Below are 21855 nucleotides of genomic sequence, written 5' to 3'. Positions count from 1 at the left end.
CTTCATCCTAGTATCTTCCCTTTCATTTCCATCATACTAGAAAACAAATATCCCCTCAATATAAAAAACAGGTGATTTTCTCACCTGTTTTATTAAAAATTATCAAGTGCTCTCTCAAACACTGTTGATAAATGATGCGGTGGAGCTACAGTTAACAAACCTTTTACGACTTCTTCTTCATTTTCATTGTAAGCAAGTACACGCATATCAATACTATGTTCTTCTTGATACACAGCAACTACCTCAAAGTGAATCTGGAGCGTAGCATAATGATGGACTGGCTTCACAAACTCAAGTTCTTGCCTCACGACATGACTGCCAGGACCCGGTAAATATTTTGTCACTGCAGTTGTGACAATGCCCGTTACCATAATTGTTGGGACAACCGGTTTTTCATACGGAGTTTGGGATGCGTAATCATGTTGAATATATAACGGATTCGAGTCATTTGTTAACCCTAAATATAACAATAAATCTTTATCTTCAATCTTCTCTGTAACAGATAATTTTTCTCCTACAGTAATCTCATCCATTTTACGACCTAACTTCGCCTTTTTCTTTAACATGATACAATCCCTCCGATCATCATTTTCACTTTTATTCTTCTCGCTTCCTTCCAATCACATACGACATAAATTGCTAGAATGAAGAGTTGTATAGTTTCTTTGATAACGCTTTCAAATTATTTCAAAAAAATAATGCGATATATAGAGGAAAAAGACTCGGGGTATCCCGAATCTTTTTCTATCTCTCATTATGCAAGAACTTTCATAACACTGCGCACAGATTCTACAGAGCGATTTAACGCTTCTTTTTCTTCCGGCAGCAATTCTAATTCAATAATCTTTTCAATACCGTTACCACCAAGAATAACTGGAACACCTAAGTATAAATCACTGTATCCATACTCACCCTCAAGATATGCAATTGCCGGTAACACGCGGCGTTGATCTTTTAAAATCGCTTCTGTCATTTCTACTAAAGAAGCCGCTGGTGCATAGTATGCACTACCATTCCCTAATAGGTTTACAATTTCGCCGCCACCTTTACGTGTACGCTCAACAATTGCTTCTAAGCGTTCTGCAGGAATCAATGTTTCAAGTGGAATACCACCTGCATACGAGTAACGAACAAGTGGAACCATCTCATCACCATGCCCACCAAGAACAAACCCTGTAATATCTTTTACAGATAGATTCAATTCCTGGGCGATAAATGTACGGAAACGAGCTGTATCTAATACGCCAGATTGACCAATTACGCGTTCTTTCGGAAATCCTGCTTCTTTAAATACAGAATACGTCATTGCGTCAACTGGATTTGTTAATACAACAATAATGCTGTTTGGAGAGTACTTTGCAATCTCTTTCGTAACGCTTTTCATAATTTTAGAGTTTGTTGCAACTAAATCATCACGACTCATCCCAGGCTTACGCGCGATACCCGCTGTAATGACAACAACATCAGAATCAGCTGTATCTTCGTAATTAGATGTACCGATAATATTTGCATCAAAACCTTGTACTGGGCTTGCTTCCAACATATCTAACGCTTTCCCCTTTGTTGGATTTTCCAGCTGTGGAATGTCCACTAACACAACATCAGCTAACTCTTTTTGAGCTAATAAGAACGCTGTTGTCGCTCCTGTAAATCCTGCTCCGATGACTGAAACTTTTTTGCGTTTGATTGTCATCATTTCTCCCCACTTTCAATTATGCGTTTTTAATGATCGCTTCATCCATATTGTTAATAAGTGCATTCGCAAATTCAGAACACTTCACTTCCGTTGCACCTTCCATGAGACGTGCGAAATCATATGTTACTACTTTAGAAGCAATCGTTTTCTCTATAGAATCCATAATTAATTTCGCCGCTTCATTCCATCCCATATGCTCTAACATTAACACACCTGAAAGAAGAACTGAAGACGGATTTACTTTATCTAGTCCTGCATATTTTGGAGCTGTTCCATGCGTCGCTTCAAAAATAGCATGTCCAGTTACATAGTTAATGTTTGCACCAGGTGCGATACCAATGCCGCCAACTTGTGCTGCTAGTGCATCGGAAATATAGTCTCCGTTTAAGTTCATTGTTGCAACAACATCAAACTCACGAGGACGTGTTAAAATTTGTTGTAAGAAAATGTCTGCGATTGAATCTTTTACGATGATTTTGCCAGCTACTTCTGCATCTGCCATCGCTTTATTTGCAGCATCTTTTCCTTCTTTTTCAACGATGCGGTCATATTCAGCCCAAGTAAATACTTGTGCACCAAATTCTTGCTCCGCTACTTCATAACCCCAATTTTTGAAAGCACCTTCTGTGTACTTCATAATGTTACCTTTATGAACCAATGTAACAGATGTACGCTTTTCATTGATTGCATATTGAATCGCAGCGCGAACAAGGCGCTTTGTACCTTCTTCTGAAATCGGTTTAATACCAATACCAGACGTTTCAGGGAAGCGAACTTTCTTCACACCCATTTCATTTTGTAAAAATGTTAGTAATTTCTCAACTTCTTCAGAACCTTTTGCATACTCAATACCCGCATAAATGTCCTCTGTGTTTTCACGGAAAATAACCATATCTGTATCTTCCGGACGTTTTACAGGAGAAGGAACTCCTTCAAAGTAACGAACTGGACGTAAGCATGTGTATAAATCTAACTCTTGACGAAGTGCTACGTTTAAAGAACGAATCCCGCCGCCAACTGGAGTTGTAAGAGGTCCTTTAATTGCAATTAAATATTCACGAATATCTGTTAATGTTTCTTCTGGTAACCAACTTCCATTTTGATTAAATGCTTTTTCCCCAGCAAGTACTTCTTTCCAAACAATTTGCTTTTCACCGTTATATGCTTTTTCAACAGCCGCATCTAATACGCGAGATGCCGCTGCCCAAATATCTGGTCCTGTTCCATCTCCTTCAATAAAAGGAACGATTGGATTATTAGGTACATTCATAACACCATTTGTTACAGTAATTTTTTGTCCTGCAGTCATTGTGATTACCCCCATGTTTGAAATTTCATATGTATGATACTGAATAGAAAAACTTCAGTTCAAACCAATAATGATTATTAACCAGCAGAGACCGAAGTCTCTACTGGTTAAATAATTTCACTTACAGGCAACACTTCGTCACACGTAAATGAAAATCCTATAAAATTTTCAGATCATTCCTTTTCGCTGAAAAGTCAGATTTTTACAATCGGATTAACCTCTTTGTAATAACGGTACATACTTTTGGTGAGTTGGACCATTATAATCTGCACGAGGGCGGATTAAACGATTGTTTTCATATTGCTCTAAAATATGAGCTAGCCAACCTGACATACGGCTAATTGCAAAAATTGGTGTGAATAGATCATGGTCAACACCTAAACAATGGTATACAGATGCAGAATAGAAATCTACATTTGGAGGAAGACCTTTTTCTTTTGTCACAATATTTTCAATCTTCTCAGACATATTGTACCATTTTTCTTCCCCTAATAGCACGCATAATCTTTTAGACATTTCACGTAAATGTTTCGCACGTGGGTCTCCATCTTTATAAACACGGTGTCCGAATCCCATAATTTTCACTTTATTTTGTAATGCATTATGAACATATGACTCTACATTTTCTTCTTCTCCGATTTCCGTTAACATCTTCATAACATTTTCATTCGCCCCGCCATGAAGTGGTCCTTTTAAAGCACCAATTGCCGCCGTAATACCGGAGTACACATCAGAAAGTGTTGCAACACATACACGTGCCGTAAATGTAGAAGCATTTAATTCATGGTCCGCATGAAGTACAAGCGCTTTATCAAAAGCTTCTACCTCTACTTCATTTGGTTCACGATCGTTTAACATATATAAGAAATTAGCAGCAAATGATAAATCTTTATGAGGCTCTACAACATTCAAACCTTTGCGAATTCGTGCGTATGCTGCAGTAATTGTCGCTACACGAGCCTGCAATTTAACCGCTTTCAAATAATTTGCTTTCTCATCCATAACTTCTGCTTCTTTATCATATAATGCTAACATAGAAATCGCTGTACGTAATACAGACATCGGATGTGCGACTTCCAAGTTTGTTCCTTGTAAATATTGAATAATTTCTTCTGGCACTTTAGAGTTTTCCGATAACTGTTTTGTTAACTCCAATAGTTCCGCTTCATTAGGAAGTTTACGATGCCATAGTAAGTATACAACTTCTTCAAACGTTGCATGTTCTGCTAAATCATCGATATCATATCCAACATACGTTAACGTATCATCAATAATAGAGCTCACAGATGATGTTGTTGCAACTACACCTTCTAATCCTCGAATAATAGTCATTCCATTCTCCCCTTTTCCTCTAAATTTCTCCCAACCTTGTGCCCCATCTAACAGTATACTGTTCTCACTTTTTTGATTCAATTATGAACGGCCGCTCATCTTTTGGGCGAGCAAAAACATCTATGACAACTTTGCCATATCCCTAATGCCATTCTAAAGATTCGAAAAAGTTAAAACGTGAGTTTCTCTCCGAATCCCCACGTTAAATCGACGGGAAGTGAGGATACATTTACTCGGAGAGCTTTTTATAAAAACAACATAAAACAACATTAAATGAAAATTATTTTATGTTGTTTTTATTGGATGTCAGTCTACGTTGCTATATATTATCTAAATCTATTATAAACAATTATCTGACTTTTGTGAATCAAAAGAATTCATAAAATTTATATCGCTATAAATTTTATGAATTTTTATATTCAAAATACAGGTCATCAGCTTCACATGATTTCCCACAATTTGTGCATTCATATGCACTTAGCACGTACTCTCTCACCTTAATTTAGAAGACAAATAAATTTTTAAAATCTACTTTTCCTAGGTGAATCTGACATACCCTGTCGATATTTTATCTTTTTTATAACGAATATATTATGCAAACATCCACACCATTCATCAGACAGGTCCTACAACAACGATTACTTTTTTATAATAAAATCACAAGGTGAGAAACTAGGAAGAAGATGATGAAAATTTCATGAGAAAATAATGAAATCTACAAGAAAAATAAAAAACTGTAGAGAACAACATCTCTACAGCCTGTAAACTATTTAAAGAATTGAATCAAACTCATCACAACATAAGCAATCCCCGCTCCAACTAACGGTCCAACTGCAATTCCATTAAATAGAGCTACAGCGATAATCGTACCGAAAACAAGCGCCGTTGTAATATGCGGATCATCTGTCAATAAATGTATACCACCTTTTGCAAGTAAGGCAACGGCAATTCCAGATGCAAGCGCAACCCAAGCATAAGCAGATTTCGCTGCTTCTCCTAACTGTTTAAATCCAATTTCACCAGTTGCGATTGGAACAAGAACAGCAATTGTAATAATAGTAACTCCAAGATTGATGCCTTTCGTTTGTAAATACGGAAATACTTTGTCCCCCAGAAATGTTATTTTCAATAGAAAAAGGATCCCGACCGCTACCGTTAACGATTGGTTTTTCGCAACGATCCCTATAATAAGTAATATGAGCAAAAATAGTGTTGATTGACTAATCATCATTGTACACCCTTTCTAAAAGCAATACAGGTCAGTTTTAGTGAGATACCGTTGCCTTGCTTCCTTTTCTTACAAGAAACAGGTAAAATAAAGTGAAACTTCACTCAGTGGGGGGTTCTTCATCCCCCACTGAGTGTTAGTTGAACGAATCGGGCTTTTACGGGCTGTTAATCTCCCACCTAAACTTCTTCGTTTTCTCTCAAGTTTTGAGGTGGGAGTCTTACAGCCCGTTAATGCGGGATAAAGTGAAACTTCACTCAATTGGGTTTTCTTCATCCCACTGAGTATTAGTTGAACAAATCAGGCTTTATAGACTGTCTATCTCCATCTAAACTTCTTTGTCTTTCTTAAGTTTCGAAGTGGGAGTCTTACAGCCCGTTAATGCGGAATAAAAAGGAAAAGACCATCATTCCACTATAACATAACACCATTCGGAATGGGAGGGATGCAACTTTGAATTGGAGTTTTCTTCATATTGTATTACGTTTTATTTTTGTCTTCTTAGTCGGGATAGCGAGTATTTATATTCTTTTTTATGCCGCAGGTCTTCTATATCCGTTTATTATTGCGTTTGCATTAGCTTATTGTATTAATCCTGTTGTGAACTTTCTCGATCAAAAACTTCGATTCCCCCGTGCATTAGCTGTCTTTATTAGCTTAGTTCTTGTATTTGGAGCAATCGTTGGTTTTGCAACATATTTAGTAAAAGAAGTAATTTCTGCAACAGCATATTTGCTTCAAATCGTGACGGAGAAATTCCCAGCTATGATTGAATACGCAGAGCAATTCGCACTCAATCATATCGTTCCACTGTACGAAGATTTAATCTCTAAGTTTAATCACCTTGGAGAATCTCAACAAACAACCATTACGTCAAATATTCAAAACTTAGGATCAGATGCAACAGAGCAAATGAAAGAATTGCTAACTGCAATTATAAGCGGACTCACTAACTTCATTAGTGCTCTACCAAAAACATTAACTGTTCTCGTTTTTATACTATTAGCGACATTCTTTATTAGCTTTGATTGGCATCGCCTCGCTCAAAAGTTAACTAATATGCTCCCAAAACGAGTTCATGGTTATGGAAAAACGATTTTTATCGACTTACGAAGAGCTTTGCTTGGATTTGCAAAAGCACAATTAACACTCGTATCAATGACGACGCTCATCGTTTTAATTGGCCTATTAATTTTACGAGTACCTTACGCAATCACCATTGCAATTATTACTGGTTTCGTCGATTTGCTACCTTATCTAGGAACCGGTGCTGTTTTTGTCCCATGGATTATTTATGTATTTATTACAGGTGATACGGCGTTTGCACTTGGCCTCCTTATTTTGTACGTTGTCGTTATTATCCAAAGACAATTAATGGAGCCGAAAGTATTATCATCTAATATCGGTCTAGATCCACTTGCCACATTAATCGCTCTATTTGTGGGCTTTAAATTATACGGTTTTTTAGGATTAATTATCGGACCTGTTACACTCGTTTTATTAAACACATTACATAAAGCACGCGTCTTCCACGATCTTTGGAAATTTATAAAAGGGTAGAAAAACAAGAAGTTCCAACTTCTTGTTTTTTTATTCCCAAAAACGAATAATAATTCATTAACTTTCTTCCTTTTTCTACAAATGAATAATTATACACCTTCCTTTCGACAAAAAAATAACACTTTGAGTTTTTCACCTCAAAGTGTTATTTTTGTACAATAATGGTCGATTTTTTACTAATTTTCTTCTCCATCCACTTATATATCATATATTTTAACGGCTTTCTCGTTATAGAAACTAGCAACATAAATCCAATAAAATCCGTTACATATCCAGGAGTTAACAATAGTACTCCACCAATCAAAATACATATCCCATCCAATAAAGCATCACCAGGAAGCTCCCCATAGCTCATACGTTCACGAATTTCCTGCAAAACGATTAATCCTTGTCGCTTCGCCAAATACGCCCCTAGAACACCTGTACATATAATGACTATAAATGTCGGCCATAAACCAATCAACTGACTAGATCCAACAAGCAACGTAATCTCTAAAGCCGGGACAACAATTAACAAAAGTAAAAACCACTTCATACAGCCACCTTCTTTTTATAATACTTTTATTTTCAAATAGAAAAAAAGAGAAGGATTCCCACCCTTCTCTTCATATTACTTCTTATAGCACTTCCGCATGTCCATTATAAACAATTCCACGCGCCGCATCAACTGTTACTTCTTGGCCATTTTTTAAAGTGTTTGTTGCACCAGCAACACCAACGATAACCGGAATACCAATTGATACACCTACAACTGCTGCATGACTTGTTAAGCCACCTTCTTCAACAACTAAAGCTGCTGCTTTTTCAATCGCAGGAACCATATCTTTATCCGTACTTGTTGTAACAAAGATAGAACCTTCTGTTACATTCTCTAATGCTTCTTCAGCTGTTTTCGCAACAACTACTTTACCTTTTGCTGCTTTACGGCCAATTCCTTGTCCTTTTGTGATTTGTTCACCAACAACATGGATTTTCATTAAGTTTGTTGTGCCAGCTTCAGCAAGAGGTACACCAGCAGTAATAACAACTGTATCACCAAGACCAATTACTTCAGCATCTGTAGCTGTTTGAATTGCTGTTTCAAGCATTTCGTCAGTAGACTTCGCTTTTTCTCCTGTCGTGAACGCTTGTACACCCCAAACAAGAGCAAGACGACGACTTACACGCTCGTTAGATGTTACAGCTACGATCGGAGATTTTGGGCGATATTTCGAAATCATTTTCGCAGTATAGCCACTTTCTGTCGGAGCAACGATTGCTGCTACACCAAGAGCAAGTGCTGTATGCGCAACAGATTGACTGATTGCATCAGTGATTGTTACCGTTTGCTCTTTAATACGCTTTTTGAACATATCTTCGTATTGTAAAGATTTTTCAACACGCATTGCGATGCTCGCCATCATAGACACTGATTCTAACGGATATAGACCCGCTGCTGTTTCACCAGAAAGCATAATTGCATCTGTACCATCAAAAATAGCGTTCGCTACGTCACTTGCTTCTGCACGTGTCGGACGAGGATTACGTTGCATAGAATCTAGCATTTGTGTAGCCGTAATAACCGGCTTACCTAATACGTTACATTTTTTAATTAGACGCTTTTGCACTAATGGTACTTCTTCTGGTGGAATTTCTACACCCATGTCACCACGAGCTACCATTAAACCGTCAGAAACTTCTAAGATAGAATCGATGTTGTCGATACCTTCTTGGTTTTCGATTTTCGGAATGATTTGAATGTGCTGTGCACCGTGCGCTTCTAATAATTCACGGATTTCTAATACGTCCGCTGCTTTACGAACGAAAGATGCCGCGATGAAATCAACATCTTGTTCGATACCGAAGATGATATCTTGAACGTCTTTTTCTGTAATTCCTGGAAGTTTGATGCTTACGTTTGGTACGTTTACACCTTTTTTATTTTTTACCATACCGCTGTTTAATACTTTTGTGCGAATATCGCCGTTCGCTTTTTCGATTACTTCTAACTCAATTAAGCCGTCATCGATTAGAATACGAGAGCCTGGATTAACATCATCATAAAGACCTGCGTAACTCACAGAAAACTTCTCAGCTGTTCCCATCACTTGCTCTGTAGAAATGACAACTTCTGCACCCATTTTCAGTTCAGCTTGTCCGTCTACAAAGTCGTGCGTGCGAATTTCTGGACCTTTTGTATCTAAAAGGATTGCTACTGTTTTACCAGTTTTTTTCGCCGCTTCACGGATTGTTTTAATACGAGCTGCATGCTCTTCATGGCTACCATGAGAGAAGTTTAAACGAGTAACGTTCATACCCGCTTCCATCAGCTGCTCTAATTTATCGATACTTTCACTTGCAGGACCGATAGTACATACAATTTTAGTTTTACGCATATTGCACCTCCGAAAATTATGAAACCGTTCCCAAATATCTGACATTCTGTCAATTAGATGGATAATTCTTTTGACAATTGATACATATCTAAATCAATTGTGTGTTTTTGCGCTAACGCTTCGATAATATCATGATCAACAAGTTGATTATTTTGAATACCTACGCAACGTCCGCCTTTTCCTTCAAGTAACAGTTCAACTGCTTTTGCACCAAGGCGACTTGCTAATACACGGTCTTGTGCACTCGGTGATCCACCGCGTTGTACGTGACCTAACACTGTAACACGTGTATCAAAATCTGTTGCCTCTTCAATTTGCTTACCGATGTCAATCGCACTTCCTACACCTTCAGCTACAACGATAATACTATGCTTTTTACCACGATCGCTACCGCGCTTCAAACGGTTAATTACATCATTCATATCGTAATCTGCTTCTGGAATTAAGATTGTTTCAGCACCATCAGCTAAACCAGCCCATAATGCGATATCACCAGCGTGACGACCCATTACTTCAATTACATATGTACGCTCATGAGACGTAGCTGTATCACGAATTTTATCAATTGCATCAATAACAGTATTTAACGCTGTATCAAACCCAATTGTGAAATCTGTACCAGGAATATCATTGTCAATTGTACCTGGAACACCAACACATGGGAAGCCATGTTCTGTTAATTTTTTTGCACCTTGGTAAGAGCCATCTCCACCAATTACAACAAGTCCTTCGATATCGAATTTCTTTAATTGCTCAATACCCTTTAATTGTCCTTCTACTGTTTTGAATTCTGGGCAACGAGCTGTATATAATTTTGTTCCACCGCGGTGGATAATATCTCCTACAGATCCAAGCTCTAATTTTTCAATATGACCTGAAATTAATCCTGCATATCCATGATAGATACCATACACTTCTAGATCATGGTAGATCGCTTTACGAACTACTGCACGAATTGCAGCGTTCATACCAGGTGAATCTCCACCACTTGTCAAAACACCAATACGTTTCATTTAGTACTCACCTCATAAGATTATTTACCTTATAATAAAATAACATGAAAAAACAACAAAACACAATGGAGAAGATGTGTCTTTTAACAGGAAAAACGTGCATTCGCGAAGTGGAACGCACGCTTTTACTATTTTATCCAAATGGAAGCGTTTAAAAACGAAACTTGCCCAATTTTCATATATTTTTCATAACGCTTTTCCAGCAATTCCTCTTTTGAAATCCCTTTTAATTGATCAAATGTTTTTTGTAAAACAAAACCCATAATCTCAGCTTGTTTTGGGATATCACGGTGTGCTCCGCCTCTTGTTTCCGGAATAATTTCATCAATGACTCCTAAAGCTTTTAAATCCGTTGCAGTAATCTTTAACGCTTCTGCAGCATCCTTTGCTTTACTTGCATCTTTCCAAAGAATCGTTGCGGCACCTTCTGGAGAAATGACAGAGTACGTAGAATTCTCAAGCATGTGAACATAATCACCAACACCAAGACCTAACGCCCCTCCGCTACCTCCTTCACCAATCACAATACAAATCACCGGTACAGTAAGGCCAGCCATCTCAAATAAATTACGAGCAATTGCCTCACTTTGACCACGCTCTTCTGCAGCTTTCCCGGGATATGCACCTTTCGTATCGATGAAACAAATGATTGGGCGATTGAATTTCTCCGCTTGCTTCATAAGACGAAGTGCTTTTCGATATCCTTCTGGATGAGGCATTCCGAAATTACGGCGAATATTCTCTTTCGTATCTTTCCCGCGCTGATGTCCTATTACCGTCACTGGCATACCATTATATTTCGCAATCCCACCAACAATCGCTGCATCGTCGCCAAATAGGCGATCTCCATGACATTCAAAAAAATCAGTAAATAAGTGCTCAATATAATCAAGCGTTGTTGGTCTCTCTGCGTGACGAGCAATTTGAACGCGGTCCCATACTTTCAGGTTGCCGTAAATTTCTTTCTCTAAACTCTCTAACTTTCCTTCCAAAATACGAATCTCCTCGCTGAAATCCATCTGGCTGTTTTTCGTATATTCTTTCAGTTCACGAATTTTATCTCTTAGCTCTACAACTGGTTTTTCAAATTCTAATCCTGCCATACAGCCGCTTCCCCTCCTTGATGAACTTCTAAAATCTTACGAAGTGTCTCTTTCATGTCATCTCGGTGCACAACCGCATCAAGCTGACCATGCGCTAATAAAAACTCTGCCGTTTGGAAGTCTTCTGGCAGTTTTTCGCGCACTGTTTGTTCGATAACACGTCTACCTGCAAAGCCGATTAATGCTCCTGGCTCTGCTAAGTTGTAGTCACCAAGCGAAGCGAAACTCGCTGATACACCACCTGTTGTTGGGTGCGTCATAATAGAAATAATTAAGCCACCTGCATTGCTGTGCCTCTTTAAAGCAACGCTCGTTTTTGCCATCTGCATTAAACTTAAAATACCTTCTTGCATACGAGCACCGCCCGATGCAGTGAAAATAAGAAATGGCACTTGCAGTTCCGTTGCTTTTGCAATCGCACGTGCAATTTTTTCACCTACAACTGAGCCCATGCTTCCCATTCGAAATCGAGAATCCATAACCGCAACGACTACGAGCATTTCGTCAATCGTTCCTTCACCTGTCACAACAGCTTCGTTTAATTCCGTTTTCTCGCGATCACTCTCTAACTTGTCCTCATAACCCGGAAACTGAAGTGGATTAGAAGAAACCATCTCCTGATCATACTCACGGAACGAACCTTCATCTAACAGACTATCAAGACGCTCCCATGCGTTCATCGGATGATGATATCCACAGTTTACACATACTTTTAAATTTTTCAATAGCTCTTTCGTATACATAATCTTTTTACATTTCGGACATTTTGTCATAACGCCATCCGGCACATCTTTTCGTACTTGTTCTGAAGGAATTGCAGCATACTTTTTCTTTTTTAAGAATAAATCTCTTAGCACAATTTGACCCCCTTTAGGTGAGAGCTAAGGTTAGGGTTAGAAGAAAACGTGGCTAACATTCAAGTTGAATGTTAGCCTGTTTTCTTAATCTGTCTAATAACCTCTCTCTTTACGTTTAACTTTAACCGCTATGCGGTAGAATGTTTGTCATAACGTGTCATGGTCATTTCGACAAATTTTATAACACTACGAGTGAAACTGTAATTTTTGTATTAACGCATCATAAATCTGTAATGCTTCGTCTTCTTTCTTATTTTTTAATGCCACAAACAGTTGTTCATACATTTCTGTTGTTTCAATTGAACACTCAGAAGAAAGCGTTGCGACGTAATCATTTACAATCATCCAGATGCGATATAATAAATAGTTATCCGCTTGTTCAACAAGCACTTTGAAAAACGTTTGATGAAATGCAATAATCGATTGTTCTTGTTCTTTTAATACATGCTCTAACGCTCCAAGCACTTGAGAAAATGTTTGCTCATCCATATTACAAACAACTCGCAACATATCTTTTTCAAGAAGGCGCTTTGTTTGCAGTAAATCACGAACTGTTTTCTCATCTTGCAGTAGGAACGGTGCAATTAACTGCACAAGACCATTCTCATAAAAATTCCGAATAAATGTACCTTCACCGCGCCGCGTTTCAATCAAACCTACAAGTTCTAACGCGCGCAATGCTTCGCGAACAGATGAACGTCCTACATTTAGGCGAGCACTTAACTCTCGCTCAGACGGCAGACGATCACCTGCTCCTAATCCGTCTTCTTCTATGATAGAACGAATTTTTTTAACAATTTCTAAATATACTTTCGGTTGTGATGATGTCAATGGACATTCCTCGCTTATTCTTTACCAATAATCGCCAGTTGCTTTGTTTTTTCAGCAACTTCACTCGGATTCACTTGGCGGCGAGCTACCCCTGTTTCCATCGCAGCTTTCGCTACGTATGCTGCTACTTGCGGTGCTACGCGTGCATCAAACGGAGCTGGGATAATATAATCCGCGCTTAATTCTTCACCTGACACAAGCTCTGCAATAGCTTGTACAGCCGCAACTTTCATCTCTTCATTAATTTGCGTTGCATGAACATCAAGTGCACCACGGAAAATACCTGGGAATGCTAATACGTTGTTTACTTGGTTCGGGAAGTCAGAACGACCTGTTCCAACCACTGCCGCTCCTGCCGCTTTCGCTGCTTCTGGCATGATTTCCGGCACTGGGTTCGCCATCGCAAAGATGATTGCGTCGTTGTTCATCGTACGTACCATCTCTTCTGTTAATGCACCTGCTGCCGATACACCGATAAATACGTCCGCTCCCTCAATCACTTCAGCTAACGAACCTTCTACACGATTTTTATTTGTATATTTCGCAACTTCATCTTTTACAGGGTTCATACCTGAAGGGCGTCCCTCGTAAATTGCGCCGCGCGTATCACACATAATAATGTCGCGTACACCGTAACGATATAATAATTTAATAATTGCAATACCAGCTGCTCCTGCGCCATTTGCAACAACTTTAATATCAGACATTTTCTTGCCAACTAATTTTAATGCATTTACAAGACCTGCTACCGTCACAATCGCTGTACCGTGCTGATCATCATGAAATACTGGGATATTGGTTTCTTTTTTCAAACGTTCTTCAATAATAAAGCAGTTTGGTGCTGCGATATCTTCTAAGTTTACGCCGCCAAATGTCGGCTCCATTAATTTTACAGTTTCAACAATCTTATCAACGTCATTTGTATTTAAGGCGATTGGGAATGCATCTACACCAGCAAAGCTTTTAAATAATACTGCTTTTCCTTCCATAACTGGTAACGATGCTTCTGGTCCAATATTTCCAAGACCAAGTACAGCTGTTCCGTCTGTTACAACTGCTACCATGTTTCCCTTCATCGTATATTCATATACCTTACTTTTGTCGTCATAAATTTCTTTACAAGGCTCTGCGACCCCTGGAGAATACGCTAAACTTAAATCTTGCGCATTTTCTACCTTTACTTTTGATACAGTTTCTAATTTCCCCTGATGCACTTTATGCATATGAAGTGCTTGTTCACGAAGTGTTGACAAACGATCCACTCTCCTCAAATTATTCTAGCTGTATATCATCTCTCCAAGTGGTCTGACCACGAACACTACTATTACTATAATCGAAATGATAGGATATTGTCTATATAAATCCATTTTCACCTTTTAGACTACTACATCACTACCGAAAAAAATCCGAATCAATAAAAATGAAAAGAACGAAGATATTTCAGCTTACAATAGTAATTTGAAAGTCATACACCCCATTAGATTCTTGTACTTTCTCTATTTGTGTTTTTAACATCAGGTGGAATCTAAAAGAGCATTACTTTGCATAGCATAAACTTCTCTTCTGGCTAAAAAGAAAGGGTTTTCTTTTTTCTTTTACTTTTTCAATACGACATTTTCCTCTCCGACTATTTCATAAAGCGCCTGTAGACATGCTTGGCTCGGATAGATTGACAAACCACTAGACAATTGTACCATTTTATGTTCTTTTTCATAATAAATTAATACTTTTGTATACCCTGGATAATGAAATAATTTTTTTGTAACTTGATAAAATAGAGATTTTTCATACTGAGATGCTAATTTCACATAGATTGTTGTGTCTTTCATTTCTTCATACACACTCATTGACTCAAGTGGGTACACACCATTTACAATCCACTGCACTCTCCCATTTCGTTTTTCAATTACTCCATCTAAAAGGACGACAGCTCCTTCTTCTAAACGCTCGGAGAAGTGTAAATATGTTTCCGGAAATACAACTGCTTCTAGTTCTTCATCTTGGTCACATACCGTTAAAAACGCCATCTTTTGCAACTTTTTCGTCCGAATTACTTTCACACTTGTTATATAAGCAATAGTACGTTGCCCCTTCTTCTGCGTTTTCATCGCCTGTAATAACGTCGGTATTTCAAGCGTTTCAATCAACTCTTTATACTGCGCAGTTGGATAACTTGATAAATAAAAACCTAACGCTTCTTTTTCTTTGTTCAATAAATCAGTGAGTTCAAATTCTTCTACGCTCGCATACTGCGGCTTTGGTACAAGATCTTCATCTAAGAACATGTCGGCTTCTGCTGCATTAGATGGGCGCACAAGGCGAGCATATTTTAAAGCACGTTCTACACTTTCATGTAGGGATGCTCGATTCACACCAAAACAATCAAAGCATCCTGCATTGATAAATGTTTCTAAATTACGATCTGTCACGAATTTTGCTGGCATGCGTACACAAAACTGAAACAAGTCGGTAAACGGCGCTACCTTGCGCTCTTCCATAATCGATTTTACTGTAGCCGCGCCAATGTTTCGCATCGCTAGTAAGCTATAACGAATTCCATCTCCCTCTACACGGAAATGATAGCCACTCTTTTGAAGAGATGGTAATAAAATCTTAATACCACGGCGCTTCGCTTCCCGCACATACTGCATAACTTTCTCTTCGTTACCAATCACACTCGATAATAAAGCTGCCATAAACTGAAGTGGATAATTCGCTTTTAAATAAGCAAGCTGATAGCCAATCATACTGTAAGCAACTGCATGACTTCTGTTAAATCCATAATTTGCAAATCTAACAATTAAATCATAAATTTGCTGTGCTGTTTTCTCATTATACCCATTACGTAAACACCCATTTACAAAGTGGGCGCGTTGCTCATCTAAAATATCACGATTTTTCTTACTCACTGCACGGCGTAATAAATCTGCTTCCCCTAGAGAAAAACTAGCTAAATTTGAAGCAATTTGCATAATCTGTTCTTGATATACAATTACACCATATGTTCTTTCTAAAATTGGTTTTAAATCTGGGTGCACATAATGGATATCACGCTTCCCATGTTTCGATTCAATAAAAGCAGGAATTTGCTCCATCGGTCCCGGACGATACAATGCGTTAACCGCGACAATATCTTCAAATTCATTTGGCTTCAGCGTACGAAGTACATTCCTCATCCCTGCCGATTCAAGTTGGAACACACCTGTCGTATCACCTTTTCCGAGTAAGTGGAATGTTTTTTCATCCCGAAGCGGTAAACGTCTTATATCAATTTTTTGACCTGTCGTTTCGAATATCGAATATCTAATATTTTCAAGTAATGTTAAATTACGAAGACCGAGGAAATCCATTTTCAGCAAGCCGAGTTCTTCCAGCGCTTCTGCTGGGTACTGGGTTACATATACATCGTTATGTCCTTCTTGGATGGCAATACTATTTGTAAGAGGCTCTTCACTCATAATGACACCTGCTGCGTGAATCGATGTGTGCCGCGGCAATCCTTCAACCCGTTTGGCAACTTCAAAAATACGCTGAAACAACGGGTTGCTTCCTATATAATCACGCAATCGCTCCGATTCGTTATACGCTTCTTCTAGCGTAATACCAAGACGCGATGGAATTTGCTTAGAGAAAATATCCACTTCTGCTGGAGAAAGCCCCATTACCCTTGCAATATCACGAATGGCCGCTTTTGCAGCAAGCGTTCCAAACGTTACAATTTGAGCTACTCTAAGCTGACCGTACTTCTCTTTTACATATTGAATCATCTCATCACGGCGAATATCTGGAAAATCGATATCAATATCTGGAAGCGTTACGCGCTCTGGATTTAAAAAACGCTCAAATAGTAAATCGTACTGAATCGGATCAACATCTGTAATTGCTAGTACGTACGAGACGATAGAACCCGCTGCTGAACCACGACCTGGTCCCGTTAAAATGTTACGGTCATGTGCATACTTCATGAAATCCCATACAATTAAAAAGTAATCACTAAACCCCATACGAGAAATTATTTCTAATTCATGTCGAAGCCTTGCCTTATGCACATCTGTTACCGTTTCATATCGCTCATGAAGCTTTTCTTCACAAAGACGCTTCAAAAAGGCATTAGACGACTCATTCGTTGGAACTGGAAACTTTGGAAGTTGGTTTACATGAAACGGAATTTCCACCTGGCAGCGCTCGGCAATGAGTAGCGTATTACGCACAGCCTCTGGCATAGCTGAAAACAATGCTTCCATTTCTGAAGCTGATTTCAAGTAATATTGATCGGTTTGTAATCTCGGACGATTAGCTTCTGTCATTTTCGTACCACTATGAACTGATAGCAAACATTCCTGCACAAGCGCATCGTCCTGTTTCACATAACGAACATCATTTGTCGCCACAATGGGTACGTTTAGCTCACTCGCAAACGATACTAATTTCTCTTGTAACACCAATTCCTCTTGTACAGCATGATGCTGCACACTCACATAAAAGCTTGTAAACATATTGCGATATGTAGAAGCTACAATCGCAGCTGTTTCTTCTTGTCCTGCAAGTAACAACTGTTCAATTTCACCATCTTTCCCCGGTGAAATTGCAATGAGTCCCGCTGCATAATGCGCAAGCCACTTTTTTGGAATACCAACCTTTGATTTTGTCATGATGGCACTTGAAATTTTGAGTAAGTTGCGATAACCTTCTTCATTTTCTGCAAGCAATACGAGCGGATAAGATGAATCTTCTTCCTCCCCTTGTACAAATGCTGTTAATCCGATAATCGGCTTAACTCCTACTTTTTTACATGCTTTATAAAATGGAATAACACCATACATCACGTTTTCATCGGTAATGGCTAATGATGTAAATCCAAGCTCTTTTGCACGCGACACGAGCTCATCAACTTTACAAGCACTTTTTAACAAACTATAAACGGTTTGACATTGTAAATGCACAAACTTCACTTTTATACCCTCTCTTTAACTATGTGACTACTTCCATTATAGGTGATGAAGAAAGATGAAATCAAAACATACTTCTTGAGATTTGTCCATATATATTGGATATGGACAAAGTGAGAAAAAGACTTTCTTTTTTTAGGATTGGAGAGTGTGTTGCTCTATGCATAGTAACAGTCAGGACCTTTGACTACCTTACGCGATTTTAAAACAAAAAAGATGATGAGTTTCGTCTGCTTAACCTTGGTTTTGTTGTTAAAAAACAACATACACCTTTTCTTTTTTAGTTCTAAAGGGAGCATTACTCTATCATAGTAGCGGTCAGGACCTTTAACTGCTTCATACAAAAGAACACAAACAAGTAATGAGTACAATTTTTTACTGTTCACATGATTTTCATTCAAGTTTTGAGATGGGCGTTTTACAACTCGCAAATGGCGGGATAAATTCGTATAGAAAGGAAAATAGTCATGGAAATGCGCGAAACATTTTTTTCACTTTTAATTACGAGTTATTTTATTGCTTTTGGCGTATTACTTGGTGGGTCATTAATTGGCGGACTTGGCGCATTTTTAGTTGGTAAACCACCACTTACAATGATTCACCATTTCGCTCAAAACTTACGTATCTGGGCACTTGTTGCAGCAATTGGTGGTACTTTCGATGCCTTTTATAGTTTTGAAAGAAGCTTTTTTGGTGGGGATATGAAAGACATTGTAAAACAAATTTTACTCATTTTATTTGCAACAGGGGGTATGCAAACAGGGCTTGTCATTATTAAATGGATTACACAGGAACACGTATGAGAGTTCCAACAGCTTCCATTGCACGACGCTGGTATTTATTTTTAGCAGGAACTGCTGTTGGTAGCATTTTAGGCTGGGTTATTTTCTTATACATATACGGTGTATTTCAAGAAAATCAAACCGTTACAATTGAAAAACAACGAATCAAGATTGAACAACTAGAAGAAGATTTACACATCTTAACAGAAGACAGAAATAAATTAAACGAAGATAACAAACGGCTTCTCACTATTCAAGAAATTAAAGTCGAAATTATAAACCCAGAAAAATATGATCTCGATAGCTTCACAGTTGAAAGTATTACAACTTCAATCGAAGACGACCTTAGGCATTTACTTACAAAACATGTAAACAGCGTCGCTCAAAATAAAGAACTGTTAAAAAAAACAATTGAACATAAAGTGTACAACCTATATGACCGCGCCTATCAATTTGACATCGAAACCATTTACTTTGATACAACGGTCGAAATTAGTGTGAAAATTAAACAAAAGAAAGATAAATAAAGTGAAACTTCAATCAGTGGGGGGTTGAACCAATCGAGCCTTTACGTGCTATCACTCTCCCGCTTAAACTTCTTTATGCCCCTCGAGTTTTGAGGTAGAGGGTAACAGTACGTTAATATAGGATAAAAAGGGAATTCTTCGAAAGAATTCCCTTTTTATTATCGGCACAATTCACGTAAATCTGCAAATAAACGATCCGCTTCTTCCCAAGAGTTTACCTTTGCACCAGATGCCATTGGATGACCTCCGCCTTCATACTTCATTGCTAACTTGTTAATAACAGGTCCTTTTGAACGAAGACGTACGCGAATAACATCCTCTTCCTCTAAAAATAAAACCCAAGATTTTAATCCATCGATATTCCCCAGTGCTCCAACTACACCAGATGCTTCAGATGGCTTCACATGAAATTGCTCTAACACTTTTTTTGTTAACTTAATGTAAGCAGCTCCCTCTTCTGTCATCGAGAAATTTTGTAAAATGTAACCATTTAAACGAGCAATGCGCTCATTTGTTTTATACATTTCATTATATAATTCCGGGAACTCAACACCCATTTCTACAAGCTCAGAAGCATAACGAAGTGTTTTTCCAGAAGTACTTGGGAATAAGAATCGGCCTGTATCACCAACAATCCCAGCTAAAATAAGACGAGCTCCTTCTTGTGGAAGCTTCAACCCTTTATCTTTTCCGTATAAGTAAAATTCATAAATGAGCTCACTTGTCGAACTTGATGTTGTATCTACCCAAACAATATCCCCGTACGGATCTTCATTTGGATGATGATCAATTTTAATTATCATCTTTCCTTTTGTGTAACGCTGATCACAAACACGCTCTTGGTTTGCTGTATCGCAAACGATAACAAGCGCATTCTCATACGTTTCATCAGAAATTTCATCCATGACACGTAAATAAGATAGAGATGGTTCATTGTAACCTACCATATAAATATTCTTCTCTGGAAACGATTCTAGAAGCATCGTGCCAAGACCACACTGAGAACCTAACGCATCTGGGTCCGGACGAACGTGACGGTGAATAATAACCGTATCAAATTGCTGAATTGCCGTTAAAATTTGTTCATGCATATGTATATCTCCTTTTCTCCGTTTTTGGAAAGAGCGTCCCTTCTATTCCAATCAGATTTTATTTTATATTCATTATAGCTCAAAACACTTCATCGATGGGAATAATTGCTTTACAATATAAAGTGAAACTTCAATCAATGGGGGCTCCATCCCCCACTGATTGTTAGTTGAACCAATCGGGCATTTATGTACTGTTTGTCTCCCACCTAACCTTCTTAGCTTCTCTCAAGTTTTGAAGCGGGAGGCGTACAGCACGTTAATGCGGGATAAAGATACAATACAAATAGATGGGAGATAGGGGTCATGCCAGTTTTAGTCTTTTGTATTATCGTCACATTTATGTTTTATCTCTTTTACAAAACGAAATTTTTTCGTACACACCGTCCGATGGAGAAAGGGTGGCTTGCTAGTAAATCAGCAATTGCACTCGGACTATTTGTCGCACTATTTGGATTGAATCAATTTTTTATGGACATATCGACCGTTCGCATTATCGTTGGTGGTTTGTTTGTCCTAATTGGCGGGGCAAGCATATATAACGGCGTACGCCAATATAAACATTTTTTGCCGCTTGCAATTGAAGAAGCAGAAACATACAAAAAAGCTTGAGGCTCAGCCCTCAAGCTTTTACATTGTAAAGAGTCTTACTATTAAGTCGATAAGTAACAATATTAACATTACAATCGTGATTGCTCTTGCTATCTTTATTAATTTTTCATTTCTAAATATCCTAGTTAACAAATAAAAGAAAGCAAGAACCCATACACCATTTTCAAAAAAGGGAAGAAAAACACTCAAAAATGCTGTTAAGTACGTATACATTATCATGGTGTTCCCCCTATATGAACAACGTTATTTTGCACTCGCCGTTCTTATTCTTAAAATAGTATATGCAACTAGCGCTGACGGAATGTTAAAAGGATTTCCTTGCACATGAAAATGTAGCTGTTCTTCTTCAAATGACATCTTTTCATACATTTCATTTTGTGAAAGACCAATTTTATTCTTTTTCTTATTCATTTCTGATATATACATATACTGAATTGGAATCATTACTAAAAAGTAAAACAGTGCTACACCAACCAAAAACATCCGTTCGCCCACTCTAAATTACCACCTTTTTCTTTTATTGTAACATTTTTGTAAAAACCAAACAATTATTCCAAAATAAAAAAGCTACTTTTTTCATAGTAGCTTTTCCA

19 protein-coding genes are annotated in these 21855 nt (G+C 38.1%); 4 read left to right on the top strand and 15 right to left on the bottom strand.

Annotation, left to right across the window (positions count from 1 at the left end; genetic code table 11):
- Positions 1-92 precede the first annotated feature (92 nt).
- The 5 genes from BAMA_RS13085 to BAMA_RS13065 all read right to left on the bottom strand — a co-directional run bounded on the left by BAMA_RS13085 (position 93) and on the right by BAMA_RS13065 (position 5565).
- On the bottom strand, positions 93-566 hold the full coding sequence (locus BAMA_RS13085) for a MaoC/PaaZ C-terminal domain-containing protein (protein ID WP_034639737.1): 474 nt from the start codon (positions 564-566) through the stop codon (positions 93-95).
- Between the two features lie 188 nt (positions 567-754).
- A complete protein-coding gene (gene mdh, locus BAMA_RS13080) occupies positions 755-1693 on the bottom strand; it encodes a malate dehydrogenase (RefSeq protein WP_034639735.1) in 939 nt (312 codons plus the stop codon).
- 19 nt (positions 1694-1712) lie between these two features.
- The gene (icd, locus tag BAMA_RS13075; RefSeq protein ID WP_034639731.1) at positions 1713-3005 is read right to left on the bottom strand and encodes an NADP-dependent isocitrate dehydrogenase; all 1293 of its coding nucleotides are present in this window, start codon (positions 3003-3005) and stop codon (positions 1713-1715) included.
- 213 nt (positions 3006-3218) lie between these two features.
- Positions 3219-4337 carry a citrate synthase gene (gene citZ / locus BAMA_RS13070; protein WP_034639728.1) on the bottom strand — a complete coding sequence of 373 codons (1119 nt, stop codon included), beginning with the start codon at positions 4335-4337 and terminating at the stop codon, positions 3219-3221.
- A 766-nt stretch (positions 4338-5103) separates the two neighbouring features.
- A complete protein-coding gene (locus tag BAMA_RS13065; RefSeq protein WP_034639726.1) occupies positions 5104-5565 on the bottom strand; it encodes a DUF441 domain-containing protein in 462 nt (153 codons plus the stop codon).
- 474 nt (positions 5566-6039) lie between these two features.
- Here BAMA_RS13065 and ytvI point away from each other — a divergent pair, with 474 nt between their 5' ends.
- On the top strand, positions 6040-7125 hold the full coding sequence (gene ytvI / locus BAMA_RS13060) for a sporulation integral membrane protein YtvI (RefSeq protein WP_415782900.1): 1086 nt from the start codon (positions 6040-6042) through the stop codon (positions 7123-7125).
- A gap of 145 nt (positions 7126-7270) precedes the next feature.
- Here the strand turns inward: ytvI and BAMA_RS13055 are convergent, their stop codons facing one another.
- The 8 genes from BAMA_RS13055 to dnaE all read right to left on the bottom strand — a co-directional run bounded on the left by BAMA_RS13055 (position 7271) and on the right by dnaE (position 18256).
- The gene (locus BAMA_RS13055) at positions 7271-7660 is read right to left on the bottom strand and encodes an FxsA family protein (RefSeq protein WP_034639720.1); all 390 of its coding nucleotides are present in this window, start codon (positions 7658-7660) and stop codon (positions 7271-7273) included.
- Between the two features lie 82 nt (positions 7661-7742).
- Complete coding sequence (gene pyk, locus BAMA_RS13050) at positions 7743-9500, bottom strand: pyruvate kinase (RefSeq protein WP_034639717.1); 1758 nt, start codon at positions 9498-9500, stop codon at positions 7743-7745.
- A 53-nt stretch (positions 9501-9553) separates the two neighbouring features.
- Positions 9554-10513 (bottom strand): 6-phosphofructokinase, encoded by a 960-nt coding sequence (pfkA, locus tag BAMA_RS13045; protein WP_034639714.1) that lies wholly within the window; start codon positions 10511-10513, stop codon positions 9554-9556.
- A 128-nt stretch (positions 10514-10641) separates the two neighbouring features.
- Entirely contained in the window at positions 10642-11616 is a 975-nt protein-coding gene (gene accA, locus BAMA_RS13040) for an acetyl-CoA carboxylase carboxyl transferase subunit alpha (RefSeq protein ID WP_034639710.1), read from the bottom strand.
- On the bottom strand, positions 11604-12473 hold the full coding sequence (gene accD / locus BAMA_RS13035) for an acetyl-CoA carboxylase, carboxyltransferase subunit beta (RefSeq protein WP_034639707.1): 870 nt from the start codon (positions 12471-12473) through the stop codon (positions 11604-11606). The genes accA and accD overlap by 13 nt, the downstream gene beginning before the upstream one ends.
- A gap of 186 nt (positions 12474-12659) precedes the next feature.
- Positions 12660-13304 (bottom strand): FadR/GntR family transcriptional regulator, encoded by a 645-nt coding sequence (locus BAMA_RS13030; RefSeq protein WP_034639705.1) that lies wholly within the window; start codon positions 13302-13304, stop codon positions 12660-12662.
- Between the two features lie 14 nt (positions 13305-13318).
- Positions 13319-14527, bottom strand: coding sequence for an NADP-dependent malic enzyme (gene ystJ, locus BAMA_RS13025; protein ID WP_162176064.1), 1209 nt, complete (start codon positions 14525-14527; stop codon positions 13319-13321).
- Positions 14528-14899: 372 nt separating this feature from the next.
- Positions 14900-18256: a DNA polymerase III subunit alpha gene (dnaE, locus tag BAMA_RS13020; protein ID WP_034639698.1), complete on the bottom strand. Its 3357-nt coding sequence runs from the start codon at positions 18254-18256 to the stop codon at positions 14900-14902.
- Positions 18257-18720: 464 nt separating this feature from the next.
- On the opposite strand from dnaE, the gene ytrH reads away from it, so the two are divergent.
- Together ytrH and ytrI are read left to right on the top strand one after the other, a co-directional pair.
- Entirely contained in the window at positions 18721-19056 is a 336-nt protein-coding gene (gene ytrH / locus BAMA_RS13015) for a sporulation membrane protein YtrH (RefSeq protein ID WP_034639695.1), read from the top strand.
- Positions 19053-19562 carry a sporulation membrane protein YtrI gene (gene ytrI / locus BAMA_RS13010; RefSeq protein ID WP_034639893.1) on the top strand — a complete coding sequence of 170 codons (510 nt, stop codon included), beginning with the start codon at positions 19053-19055 and terminating at the stop codon, positions 19560-19562. The genes ytrH and ytrI overlap by 4 nt, the downstream gene beginning before the upstream one ends.
- 158 nt (positions 19563-19720) lie before the next feature.
- Here the strand turns inward: ytrI and BAMA_RS13005 are convergent, their stop codons facing one another.
- Positions 19721-20653, bottom strand: a complete 933-nt coding sequence (locus BAMA_RS13005; protein ID WP_034639692.1) for a DHH family phosphoesterase — start codon at positions 20651-20653, stop codon at positions 19721-19723.
- A 303-nt stretch (positions 20654-20956) separates the two neighbouring features.
- Between BAMA_RS13005 and BAMA_RS13000 the strand changes: the two genes are divergently transcribed.
- Complete coding sequence (locus BAMA_RS13000) at positions 20957-21262, top strand: YtpI family protein (protein WP_034639690.1); 306 nt, start codon at positions 20957-20959, stop codon at positions 21260-21262.
- 243 nt (positions 21263-21505) lie between these two features.
- Here the strand turns inward: BAMA_RS13000 and BAMA_RS12990 are convergent, their stop codons facing one another.
- A complete protein-coding gene (locus tag BAMA_RS12990; protein WP_034639892.1) occupies positions 21506-21745 on the bottom strand; it encodes a DUF3949 domain-containing protein in 240 nt (79 codons plus the stop codon).
- Positions 21746-21855 lie beyond the last annotated feature (110 nt).

This window comes from Bacillus manliponensis, assembly GCF_000712595.1.
Classification (GTDB): domain Bacteria; phylum Bacillota; class Bacilli; order Bacillales; family Bacillaceae_G; genus Bacillus_A; species Bacillus_A manliponensis.
Note: the sequence above shows the minus strand (reverse complement) of the source record. Positions and strands in the feature narration are given on the sequence as shown.